Source organism: Buchnera aphidicola (Lipaphis pseudobrassicae) (genome assembly GCF_005081185.1).
In the GTDB taxonomy this organism is placed as follows: Bacteria; Pseudomonadota; Gammaproteobacteria; order Enterobacterales; family Enterobacteriaceae; genus Buchnera; species Buchnera aphidicola_AD.
In genome coordinates this window covers 295,482-307,954 of sequence record NZ_CP034870.1, presented here as the reverse complement: position 1 = coordinate 307,954, position 12,473 = coordinate 295,482, and the positions used below count along the sequence as shown (strand labels likewise).

Annotated in this window: 13 protein-coding genes; 8 read left to right on the top strand and 5 right to left on the bottom strand. The window is 24.1% G+C overall.

Annotated elements, in window-relative coordinates; all coding sequences use genetic code 11:
- Positions 1 to 3: 3 nt before the first annotated feature.
- Together D9V70_RS01440 and D9V70_RS01435 are read right to left on the bottom strand one after the other, a co-directional pair.
- A complete protein-coding gene (locus D9V70_RS01440; protein ID WP_158355985.1) occupies positions 4 to 750 on the bottom strand; it encodes a pseudouridine synthase in 747 nt (248 codons plus the stop codon).
- Positions 751 to 789: 39 nt separating this feature from the next.
- Positions 790 to 1,686 (bottom strand): DMT family transporter, encoded by an 897-nt coding sequence (locus D9V70_RS01435; protein WP_158355984.1) that lies wholly within the window; start codon positions 1,684 to 1,686, stop codon positions 790 to 792.
- 213 nt (positions 1,687 to 1,899) lie between these two features.
- On the opposite strand from D9V70_RS01435, the gene trpD reads away from it, so the two are divergent.
- From trpD to cls, 8 genes are all read left to right on the top strand, one after another.
- On the top strand, positions 1,900 to 2,928 hold the full coding sequence (gene trpD, locus D9V70_RS01430) for an anthranilate phosphoribosyltransferase (protein WP_158355983.1): 1,029 nt from the start codon (positions 1,900 to 1,902) through the stop codon (positions 2,926 to 2,928).
- Complete coding sequence (gene trpCF / locus D9V70_RS01425) at positions 2,909 to 4,273, top strand: bifunctional indole-3-glycerol-phosphate synthase TrpC/phosphoribosylanthranilate isomerase TrpF (RefSeq protein WP_158355982.1); 1,365 nt, start codon at positions 2,909 to 2,911, stop codon at positions 4,271 to 4,273. Before trpD ends, trpCF begins: the two co-directional genes overlap by 20 nt.
- Positions 4,274 to 4,305: 32 nt before the next feature.
- The gene (gene trpB, locus D9V70_RS01420; protein WP_158355981.1) at positions 4,306 to 5,496 is read left to right on the top strand and encodes a tryptophan synthase subunit beta; all 1,191 of its coding nucleotides are present in this window, start codon (positions 4,306 to 4,308) and stop codon (positions 5,494 to 5,496) included.
- A complete protein-coding gene (trpA, locus tag D9V70_RS01415; RefSeq protein WP_158355980.1) occupies positions 5,496 to 6,305 on the top strand; it encodes a tryptophan synthase subunit alpha in 810 nt (269 codons plus the stop codon). Before trpB ends, trpA begins: the two co-directional genes overlap by 1 nt.
- 80 nt (positions 6,306 to 6,385) lie before the next feature.
- Entirely contained in the window at positions 6,386 to 7,147 is a 762-nt protein-coding gene (locus D9V70_RS01410) for a YciC family protein (RefSeq protein ID WP_158355979.1), read from the top strand.
- 9 nt (positions 7,148 to 7,156) lie between these two features.
- On the top strand, positions 7,157 to 7,690 hold the full coding sequence (locus tag D9V70_RS01405) for a septation protein A (protein WP_158355978.1): 534 nt from the start codon (positions 7,157 to 7,159) through the stop codon (positions 7,688 to 7,690).
- A gap of 30 nt (positions 7,691 to 7,720) precedes the next feature.
- Positions 7,721 to 8,128: an acyl-CoA thioester hydrolase YciA gene (yciA, locus tag D9V70_RS01400; RefSeq protein WP_158355977.1), complete on the top strand. Its 408-nt coding sequence runs from the start codon at positions 7,721 to 7,723 to the stop codon at positions 8,126 to 8,128.
- 252 nt (positions 8,129 to 8,380) lie between these two features.
- On the top strand, positions 8,381 to 9,841 hold the full coding sequence (gene cls / locus D9V70_RS01395; RefSeq protein ID WP_158355976.1) for a cardiolipin synthase: 1,461 nt from the start codon (positions 8,381 to 8,383) through the stop codon (positions 9,839 to 9,841).
- A 133-nt stretch (positions 9,842 to 9,974) separates the two neighbouring features.
- Here the strand turns inward: cls and ribA are convergent, their stop codons facing one another.
- From ribA to lipA, 3 genes are all read right to left on the bottom strand, one after another.
- Positions 9,975 to 10,565 carry a GTP cyclohydrolase II gene (ribA, locus tag D9V70_RS01390; protein ID WP_158355975.1) on the bottom strand — a complete coding sequence of 197 codons (591 nt, stop codon included), beginning with the start codon at positions 10,563 to 10,565 and terminating at the stop codon, positions 9,975 to 9,977.
- Between the two features lie 32 nt (positions 10,566 to 10,597).
- The gene (gene pyrF, locus D9V70_RS01385) at positions 10,598 to 11,308 is read right to left on the bottom strand and encodes an orotidine-5'-phosphate decarboxylase (protein ID WP_158355974.1); all 711 of its coding nucleotides are present in this window, start codon (positions 11,306 to 11,308) and stop codon (positions 10,598 to 10,600) included.
- A gap of 125 nt (positions 11,309 to 11,433) precedes the next feature.
- Positions 11,434 to 12,393 carry a lipoyl synthase gene (lipA, locus tag D9V70_RS01380; RefSeq protein ID WP_158356285.1) on the bottom strand — a complete coding sequence of 320 codons (960 nt, stop codon included), beginning with the start codon at positions 12,391 to 12,393 and terminating at the stop codon, positions 11,434 to 11,436.
- Positions 12,394 to 12,473: the final 80 nt, after the last annotated feature.

The window sequence follows — 12,473 nt, the reverse complement described above, 5'->3', positions numbered from 1 at the left end:
TAATTATTTCTTATAAATTAATTGATGTAACGTTTTAATTGAAATAGAACTTAATTGTAAAAAATTTCCTAACTTTAAAGTTTTAGGTAAAATAATATTTCCGTATCGTATTCTAATTAATCGACTCACTTGACATTTCATTTTATTCCACATTAACCTAATTTCACGATTTCTGCCTTCACATATTACACCTTTAAACCATTTATTTTTTAGTAATTTTTTAGGTTGAATAGATTGAATTTCTTTGAATGAAGCATATCCATCTTTAATTCTAACTCCATTTTTTAAAATATTCATCGTATTTTTATTAATTTTTCCAAAAACACGAATATAATATTCTCGTTCTATTTGATTTCTAGGATGCATAAGTTCATTAGCTAGATCTCCATTATTTGTAAATAATAATAATCCGCTAGTATTAAGATCTAATCGTCCAATACTAATCCATCTTTGAAGATTTATAGAAGGTAATTTATCAAATACTGTTGGACGTTTTTTCGGATCATTTCGAGTGCAAATTTCTCCTTCAGGTTTATTGTAAATTAAGATTTTAGTATTAAATTCTTTTTTTTTAATCGTCATTGTTTTTTCATTAATTGTTATTTTATGAGAGTTTGTTTTATCTAAACGTTGTCCAATAAATGCTTTTTTACCATTAATTAATATACTTCCAGAGTAGATCATATTTTCAATTTTTCGACGAGAACCATGTCCGAGACCAGATAAAATTTTTTGTATTTTCTCGTTCATTTGTAAAGATCCTTAAAAATTTTAAAAATCAATTAAAAATTACATTTTGTTTTTTATTTTAAATATATCAACTGGTATTAAAGTTAATAATATTCCTATTAATAACGGAACAATAAACCATATTTCGCATGATACCATTGTATTTTTATAAATATAACTTTCTAAAACTCCAGAAATTACTGGAAAAATCAAAAAAACAGTAGAAGCGTAAAAAGCACTTACTTTTTGTTGCAAATAAAAATATGATAAAATCCCAAAAATTCCAGAAAAATCTCCTAAATAAAATACAGCTAAAATAGATTTATTAGAAAAATTAGTAATATGAGGCTCTTCTAAAAACCAAGAAGTAGCAGATAATAATATTCCAGATATTAATGATGGCAAAGCATTAAAAGTTATGACAGATACACTGCAACATTTTTTTTGACATTCTGCATAAATCATTGCATGACTAAATAACGCTGTAAGTAAAGCTAAAATAGCTTTCCATTGTATAAAACATTTTGATTCTAATTCTATAAGTAAAACAATTAATAATGTAATTAAAGAAATTATTAATCCAATTTTTTGAGTTAAAAGTAATCTTTTTTTTAAATAAAAAAAAGATATCACTAATACAGCAACTGGCATATTTGAAAATATAATAGAAGCTATAGAAGAACTAACGTAAATACCTCCATATAACATTAATGTAAATGGTATAGAAAAATAAAAAATTGCAATCACAAATTGAAACCATCTCTGACCAGGCGGAAATAAAAGAGGTGTTTTTGTATAATATGCAAGCATAATTAATATAGGAGAAGCTACTAAAAAACGTATTCCAGTAGCAAAAAAAGGGGGTATTGTTTCTGTTGCAATTTTCATTGCGATCCAGGTTGTTCCCCAAGTAATAGATACTAAAGAAAACAATAATAACACTATTAATTTATTCATTGTTAAAAGTCTCAAAAGTAAAGTTATAGTATATAATGTATTAAAATAGTATTTTCATATTATTTTTCATTTCATATATATTTTAAAAAAAATTTTATTAAAAGTTTTTGAAATTTAAATTGAATTGTTTATATCAATAGATTATTGTAAAAATTAAAAAAAAATAAATATCAAAATATTTTATATATAATAGAGAAAACAAAAAGGTAAATAATGCAAAATATTTTGAATAAAATTTATGACTCAAAATATTTAAATAAAAAAGAAAGTTATCAATTATTTAAATTAATTAGTTGTGGAAATATGACAGATATACAATTAGCATCTATATTAACAGCAATGAAAATACGAGGTGAATCAGAAGAAGAAATAATAGGAGCAATACGCGCATTTTCAGAAAATATAAAGTTTTTTCCAAGACCAGATTATGTTTTTGCCGATATAGTAGGAACAGGTGGAGATGTTAAAAATACTATTAATATCTCTACTGCAAGTGCCTTTGTTGCTTCTAGCTGTGGTTTGAAAATAATTAAACATTGCAATCAAGGTGTGTCTAGTAAATCAGGATCTTCTGATTTGTTAAAAAAATTTCATATCAATTTACATGCATCTCCAGAACAATCTCGAAAAACTCTAGATAAACTAAATATTTGTTTTTTATTTGCTCCTAAATATCATGATAGTTTTAAATATTCTAACAATGTTCGTAAAACTTTAAAAATTAGAACTATTTTTAATTTATTAGGACCTTTTCTCAATCCTGCAAGACCACTTCTTTCAGTAATTGGTGTATATAACAAAAATTTACTACATTCTTTAGTTAAAATTTTAAAAAGTTTAAAATATCAACGTGCTATAGTTTTACATGGTAATGATACTGATGAAGTAACATTACATGGTACTACATATGTTTCTGAATTATATAATGAAAAAATTTTATCATATGAATTACAACCAAAAGATTTTGGATTAAATATGCATCATAAAAAAATATTTATAGAAAAATCACCAGAAGAAAATTATCAAATAATTCGGGAAATTATGAGAGGAAAAGGTGATAGATTAAATGAAGAATTAATAGCAGTGAATGTAGCTATTTTATTAAAAATATTTGGTTATGAAGATTTAAAAGAAAATACTAAATTAGCATTAAATAAAATTCGGAGTGGAGATGTATATAAGCACATAATTGATATTTCTAATATGTTAAAAGAAGATGAATATGAAAGAGACAATACTTGAAAAAATTATAAAAGATAAAAAAGATTGGATTAAATTTAGAAAAAATAAACAACCATTTATTACTTTTAAAAATAATATTAATAAAGAAACACGTGATTTTTATAGTTCTTTAAAAGAAAAAAATCCTGTTTTTATATTAGAATGTAAAAAACAATCTCCTTCTTTAGGAGTTATTAGAAATAATTTTGATTTAATTCAAATTTCTAAGATCTATAAAAAATATGCTTCATCTATATCAGTTCTCACAGACGAAAAATATTTTGATGGAAAATTCGAATTTATACCTGTAGTACGAAAACATACATCACAACCAATTTTATGCAAAGATTTCTTTATTGATCCATATCAAATATATTTAGCAAGATACTATAAAGCAGACGCAATTTTATTAATGTTATCTGTTTTAAATGATTCGCAATACGAAACATTATCTAAAATTGCGAAAAAACTAAACATGGGAGTATTAACTGAAATAAATAATATTGTAGAATTAAAAAGAGCTATTCAATTAAACGCTGATATTGTTGGAATTAATAATCGTAATTTACATGATTTATCAATTGATTTAAATCGTACCCGAAAATTATCTTCTTTGCTTCCTAAAAACATGACAATTATTAGTGAATCTGGTATAAAAAAATACAGTCAAGTTAGAGAATTAAGTAAATTTGTAAATGGATTTTTGATTGGATCACACTTAATGTCTAAAGAAAATTTAGATATAAGTATACGGTCTTTGATTTTTGGTAAAAACAAAGTTTGTGGATTGACTAGAAGTTATGATGCAGAAATTATCGGAAAAGAAGGTGCTGTTTATGGAGGATTAATTTTTGTAAAGAATTCTCTTAGAAATATTAATGAAAAAATATCAAAAAAAATAGTTATAAACAATCTATTAAGATATGTAGGTGTTTTCCAAAACGAAGATATTAATATCATTGTAAATATTGCTGAAACACTTTCTTTATATGCAATTCAATTACATGGAAAAGAAAATTTAATATATATAAATACACTTAGAAAAATACTTCCTAAAAATATTGCAATTTGGAAAGCATTTTCTATTAATTCAAAAGAACTACCTGATTTAAACTGGAAAAATGTAAATATGTATATATTTGATTCTTATTGTGGAGGAAGTAATGTATCTTTTGATTGGTCTATATTAAAAAACCATTATTTTGAAAATGTACTTTTAGCTGGAGGAATTAATCCTGATAATTGTGTTAAAGCATCAGAATTACGTTTTTCAGGATTGGATTTAAACTCTGGTGTAGAAATTTCTCCTGGTATAAAAGATCATAAAAAAATAAAATCAGTTTTTCAAAAATTAAGATATTATTAACAATTTTCAATAAAAAAATAGGAAATTATTTTATGACTTTACTAAATCCTTATTTTGGTGAATTTGGTGGAATGTATGTTCCTCAAATATTAATGCCAGCTTTATTAGAATTAGAAAAAAATTTTTTTGATTCTCAAAAAGACATTAATTTTCATAAAACATTATTTAATTTACTAAAAAATTATGCAGGTAGACCTACACCATTAACTTTATGTAATAATTTAACTAAAAATACAAAAACTCGTATTTATCTTAAAAGAGAAGATTTATTACATGGTGGTGCTCATAAAACTAATCAAGTATTAGGACAAGCTATGTTAGCAATAAAAATGAAAAAAAAAGAAATTATTGCTGAAACTGGTGCAGGTCAACATGGTGTAGCTACTGCAATTGTTTGTGCATTATTAAATTTAAAATGTAGAATTTATATGGGAATCAAGGATGTTAAAAGACAACATCCAAATGTTTTTCGCATGAAATTAATGGGTGCAGAAGTTATATCAGTAAAAAACGGATCAGGAACTTTGAAAGATGCTTGCAATGAAGCACTACGTGATTGGTCCTATAGTTATAAAAATTCTCATTACATGATTGGAACTGCGGCAGGACCCCATCCTTATCCTATCATTGTTCGAGAATTTCAAAAAATCATTGGAGAAGAAACTAAAAAACAAATTTTAGAACAAGAAAATAGATTACCAGATTCAATTATTGCTTGTGTTGGAGGTGGTTCTAATGCCATCGGTATTTTTTCAGAATTTATTGATGAAAAAAAAGTTAACCTAATAGGAGTTGAACCAGGTGGTAAAGGTATAAATACAGGAAAACATGGAGCTCCTTTACAACATGGTAGAACTGGTATTTTTTTTGGAATGAAATCTCATTTAATGCAAAATAATGAAGGTCAAATTCAAGAATCTTGGTCAATTTCAGCCGGATTAGATTTTCCATCTGTTGGTCCAGAACATGCTTGGTTGAATAGTATTAATCGTGCTAAATATGTATCTATTACAGATAAAGAAGCACTTGATGCATTTCAAATATTATGTAAAAAAGAAGGTATAATACCTGCTTTAGAGTCTTCTCATGCATTAGCATACGCATTAAAGTTAATGAATATGTATCCAAAAAAAGAACAAATTTTTATTGTTAATCTTTCTGGACGAGGAGATAAAGATATTTTTACAGTTTATGATATTTTAAATAAAAAGGAAAAAAAATAGTGAACCGATATCAAAAAGTTTTTGATCAATTATATAAAACAAAAGAAGGATGTTTTGTTCCATTTATAGTGTTAGGTGATCCCTATTTAGAACAATCAATAAAAATAATTGAGGTTTTAATAAAAAATGGAGCAAACGCTTTAGAAATAGGAATACCATTTTCAGATCCATTAGCTGATGGGCCTACTATTCAAAAAGCAAACTTACGAGCACTATCTAATAAAAATAACTTTTTTCAATATTTTAAAACATTAAAAAATATACGAAAAAATAATATATATATACCTATTGGTATTTTAATATATGCCAATCTTATATATAATCAAGGTATTGATAATTTTTATGCTCAATGCCATAATTCTGGTGTAGATTCAGTATTAATAGCAGATGTTCCTATCGAAGAATCAAAAATTTTTTATGAAACTGCAAATAAATATCAAATTAATTCTATCTTTATATGCCCACCTGAAGCAGACAATAATTTATTATATAAAATTTCCTTATATGCACAAGGATATATTTATGTATTATCTCGATCTGGAGTAACTGGAATTGAAAACAAAAATTTATTAATATCTAAAGATTTCATAAAAAGAATAAAAAAATATAATTCTATACCTTTATTACAAGGTTTTGGTATTTCTAATATTTTTCAAATAAAAGAAGCTATGTCATCAGGATTATCTGGTGTAATATGTGGTTCTGCAATAATAAATATTATTGAGAAATACTTAAATGAAGAAGATATAATGCTTCTTAAAATAAGAAATATGGTTAAAAAATTAAAAATTGCTACTAAAATAGAATAGATATTTTTTATATAAAAAATATTTTTCTCCAAAATAATATGTATAATCTTTAGGATATAATATTTATAAGGAATATACATATGATTATTACAGCTAGTGAAATACGTAATGATACATATCATTTTTTTTCTAAACAAATAGGAAAAATTTTTTTAATATCTATTTTTGTTACATTTGTTAGCATATTAACCGATATGTTTGTTAAACCAGACATGAATGTTGTTTCTATCATAGAAAACAATCAACTTATTCATGTGCATTCATTTCTAGATTTAATTAATAAAATGAATTTAGAAGAAAAAAACCAACTATTGAAATATTCTATTTTTAAAATTGTTGAATTATTATTAAGCAAAACATTATTATTAGGAAGTATGATTGTTTTAATTTCTAATTTATCCAATAATAAAAAAGAATCAATTATATCTTCAGCATTTTCTTTATTTACATCCTTTCCTAATTTATTTTTATTAAATTTTCTTGTAACTTTTCTTGTTCAATTAGCTTTTATGTTTTTTATTATTCTAGGTATATTGTTATCAATATTGTTATCTTTAGCACCAATAATTTTTTCTTTTAAACAACATAATTTAATAGAATCTATTCGTTTTAGTATGCGTGTTTCTTGGAAACATATAAAAATAATAGGATCAGGTGTTTTATTTTGGATGTTTAGCAAGTTTATTATCACAACAATGCTCTCTAGTATTGATTTTCTTAATAGGAATCTTATTTTTTTAATATTACATATGAGTATAAATGTATTATATTCGCTTTTAATTATATATTTATTTCGATTTTATATGATTTTTTTACGTTCTCAAAATTCAAATGTTATTTAGGTTTAAATTATGAAACAAATATTAAATATTATACCAATGATTGTCTTTTTTATTTTTTATAATCTTTATGATATTTTTATAGCTTCCGGATCTTTAATTGTTATGTCTGGAACGATATGTCTGTTTTATTGGATTTTTTATAACGAAATAGATAAAATTAATCTATTTAGTTTTTTTATGATTACTTTTTTTGGTTTACTTACAATATTTTTTCATAATAGTCAATTTATTAAATGGAAAATTACAATAATTTATATTGTTTTTTCTATGATTTTATTAATTAGTCAATTTTTTACAAATAAACCAATAATACAAAGATTTTTAGAAAGAGATATAAATATATCTAGTGTCTATTGGCGTAAAATTAATTTAATATGGTCTTTATTTTTTTTATTTTGTAGTATTTTAAATATTTATATAGCATTTTGGTTTTCAGAACAAACTTGGGTTATTTTTAAAGTTTTTGGATTTACATTTTTAACATTCATTTTAGTTTTAATAACTGGTGTTTATATAAATTATAAAATATTAAAAGAAAAATAATTTTATTATAATAGAGTGAATATTTTAGTAATGTCAGAAAAAAAAATCTTACCAAAGGGAATAATAGTGTTAAAAACACTTGCAATGCCTAAAAATACCAATGCTAATGGTGATATATTTGGTGGTTGGATCATGTCTCAAATGGATATGGGTGGAGCAATATTGGCAAAAGAAATTTCAGGAAGAAAAGTTGTTACTGTAAAAGTTAATAATATTACTTTTTTAAAATCTGTATCAGTAGGAGATATTGTAATTTGTTATGCAAAATGTATTAAAGTTGGAAAAAGCTCTATGAAAATTGATGTAGAAACGTGGATTAAAAAAATTTATTCAAAACCATTAGGGCAATATTATTGCGCCGTAGAATCTCAATTTATTTATGTTGCAATTGATAAGTCAGGAAGACCATGTGAATTATTGCCAATGAGTATCATTTAACTAAAACATATACTAAAAAAATTAAAATACGTTGTTATGTATTGATTATTTAAAATGATTAAAAACTAAATACATATTTTAAAAAAATATATTTGCATTGGTTTTAAATATTTATTGCAAAAATATATCTATAAAAGTTTACCACTACTTAAGTATATTAAATAAAAATCATTATATATAATTTATTTAAAATAAATAATTGAATTTAAAATAAAAACTTTTTTTAACAAGTATAAATAGGCCTTTCAATGGATGAATATTTTTTTTTTAATACAATATTTGATATTTCTAATATATTGGTTATTAATTGCAAATATTACTTTTCGTGTTTTAATTAAAAAAAGACGTAGTATACCTTCTTCTATGTCTTGGTTGTTAACTGTCTATATTATTCCGTTTATTGGAATTTCTGTTTGGTTTTTTTTTGGTGAACTATATTTAGGGAAAAGACAAAAAAAAATAGCAAATAGAATTTGGTCTGTTTCTAATAAATGGTTAAATGAATTAAAATCTTGCACATATATTTTTCAATTAAAAAATAGTGAGGTAGCTACTTCTTTATTTCAATTATGTAAACATAGGCAAGGAATTTATGGAATCAAAAGCAATAAATTAAAACTGTTAACTAATACTAATAAAACTATAGAAACTTTAATACGCGATATTTCATTGGCACGTAAAAATATTGAAATGGTGTTTTATATTTGGAAACCCGGTGGAATAGCAGATGACGTAGCAAGAGCTTTAATTGAATCTGCAAAACGGGGAATACATTGTAGATTAATGCTAGATTCTGCTGGAAGTATAGCTTTTTTTAGAAGCCCATGGGTTGACATTATGAGGAAATCTGGAATTCAAGTAGTGGAATCTTTAAAAGTTAGTTTATTAAAAATTTTTCTAAGACGATTAGATGTCAGACAACATAGAAAAATTATATTAATCGATAATTATATTGTTTATTCAGGTAGCATGAATCTTGTTGATCCTTGTTTATTTAAAAAATCTTCTGGAATTGGTCAATGGATTGACTTGATGACTAGAATAGAAGGACCTATAGCTGCAATAATAGGAATTATTTATTCTTGTGACTGGGAAATCGAAACTGGTTTAAAAATTTTACCTCAATTACCAAATAAAACAATATTAAAAAGTGAGTCTAATAAAAATTCTAGTATACAAGTTATTGCTTCAGGACCAGGATTTCCTGAAAATATGATTCATCAAGCCTTACTAACTGCCATTTATTCGGCTAAGAATGAATTGATTATAACTACACCTTATCTAGTACCTAGTGAAGATTTACTATATGCAATTTGCACTGCTGCTCAACGAGGTGTTAAAGTTAGTATTATTATACCTTTATATCATGATTCCATTTTAGTAAAATGGGCAAGTAGAGTTTTTTTTACTGAATTACTAGAAGCAGGTGTAAAAATTTATCAATTTAAAGAAGGTTTACTACATAGTAAAAGTATTTTAGTAGATCAACAATTGAGTTTAATTGGTACTGTTAATTTAGACATGAGAAGTCTTTGGCTAAATTTCGAAATTACATTGGTAATTGACGATAGTCATTTTGGAAAAAATTTATTTTTTATACAAAAGCAATATATTTCTGATTCTGTTTTATTAGATAAAAAAGTTTGGTCTATGAGAGCATATTGGACTAGAATATTAGAAAATATATTTTATTTTTTAAGTCCTTTATTATAATTAATTTAAAAAAAGTTTAAATCATTTTAAAAAAAACTTTATTTTTTTATACGAGTAATACTTGTATAAAAAATATTAATATTTTTTATTATGAATTAAACTTCATAATTTTTTTAAAATTTATATAAAAAATTTATTCATATAATAAATGACCCATTTTTTTAGCTTTAGTTTTTAAATAAAAAGAATTTTTAGGATTAGTTTCTGATATAATAGGGATACGTTCTACGATGTTTATTCCAGCTTTACTAAGCATTTGTACTTTGAATGGATTATTTGTTAATAATCGTATTTTTTTAATTTTTAATATTTTAAATATATCAGCACATAATGAAAAATCTCTTTCATCTGCAGAAAAACCTAATTTTTCATTTGCTTCTACAGTATCAAATCCTTGATCTTGCAAAGCATATGCTTTTATTTTATTCAATAAACCAATGTTTCTTCCTTCTTGACGATGATAAATTAACACACCATTTCCCGCTTTAGAAATGATTTTCATAGCCATTTCTAATTGAATACCACAATCACATCTTAAACTAAAAAGTGCATCACCTGTAAGACATTCTGAATGTATTCTAGAGAGAATTGGGGTGTTTTTTTTAATATTTCCATACACAAGAGCAATATGATTTTTTCCATTGTCCTTTTCTTCAAAACCAAAAATAAAAAAATTACCCCAAGGAGTAGGTAATATAGCTTTTTCTGTTTTTATTAATTGCATAAAACTTCCTAATTGAAAATTATAGATTTATTTTATTGCATAGATTTTATTATTAAATCCAATTTTTTAATTGGATTTTTTGATTTTGTAATAGAACGTCCTACTACTATATAATCTATTTTATACTTTTTAGCTTCTTTAGGAGTAATAATGTTATTTTGATCATATAATAAATCTTTAGAACATCTAATTCCTGGTGTAATAATTTTATATTGATTTCCAAATAAAAATTTAATTTTTTTTGCTTCTCTTCCTGGACAAACAACACCATCTAAACCACAATCATTAGATAATTTTGATAATGTTAAAATATATTCTGTTAATGAACTTTTTACTCCAATTTCTTGTAATTCCTCTTCTCTTAAACTCGTTAATGCTGTAATAGCTATTAATAAAGGTGCTTTTTTAAAAGATTTTAAAGCGTTTTTTGCAGAAGTTAACATTTTTTTTCCTCCTGCTGCATGAACACTTAACATCCATATTCCTAAATCTGCAGCAGCTTTTGTAGCATTAAAAACAGTATTAGGAATATCATGGAATTTTAAATCAAGAAATATGTTGAATCCCAGTTGATGTAATTCTTTTATAAATTTAGAACCTAAAATTGTAAACATTTCTTTACCAATTTTTAAATAAAAAATAGATGGATTTAAAAGATCAATTAGCTTCATAGCAGATTTTTTATCAGAAAAATCTAATGCAATGATAATTTTAGGAATATTGAAAGAAATAGGATTTAACACTATATAACCTCTAATATAAATAATATACAACAATAAAAAATATTGTTTTTCTATAAATTTTTATCCATAACTTGTTAGGTATACGATGTATAAAAATATTTATAAAAATTCATCTTAAAATAACATCAATTTGATTTCTTAAAAGATAAAAAAGATTGAAAACTAGCATGATATGATGAACGAACAAAGGGACCACAAAAAGCATTAGAGAAACCAATAGATAAAGCTTCTTTTCTTATCCTTTTAAATTCGTTAGGTGGTATATAACGTTGTACTGGAAAATGATGAATACTAGGCTGAAGATATTGCCCCACTGTAAGTAAAGTTACTCCACTTGAATAAAGATCTTGCATTACTTGAATGATTTCTTTTTCTGTTTCACCAAGTCCTAACATTAAACCTGATTTTGTAGGAATATTAACATATTTTTTCTTAAATGATTCCAATAAAGTTAATGATTTTTTATAATTTGCACCAGGACGAATAATTTTATACATCCTAGGAATGCTTTCTATGTTATGATTAAAAACATCAGGTAATGATTGATTAAATATTTTTAGAACTAAATCTACTCTTCCTCGAAAATCAGGAACTAATATTTCTATTTTTACTTGATTTTTATTTCTAATAGATTGAATACAATTAACAAAATGTTGAGCTCCTCCATCATATAAATCATCTCGTACTACTGATGTAATTACTACATAATTAATATTCATATCAAATATAGCATTAGATAATTTTTCAGGTTCTTTAGTGTTCACAGGATTTGGTATACCATGAGAAACTGCGCAAAATGGACAATTTCTTGTACATATTGGTCCTAGTATCATAAATGTTGCAGTTCCTTTATTAAAACATTCAGATAAATTAGGACAATGTGCTTCTTCACAAACAGAATATAAATTATTTTTACGTAAAGCACTCTTTATTTTGTGTATACGAGATGTATTAATAGGTGTCTTAATTTTTATCCAATCAGGTTTTTTTAATTTTATTTGTAAATTACACACTTTTTTAGTTGGAATTATATTTAATTTTTTTGATATATTATTTTTTAATAAAATATCTTTATTCATCTTCATGGAATTCATTTTCTCAACTACGGGCATTAAAATATACATTATATAATAATGTAAAAATTTTTTCTAAAAAATTATATTTA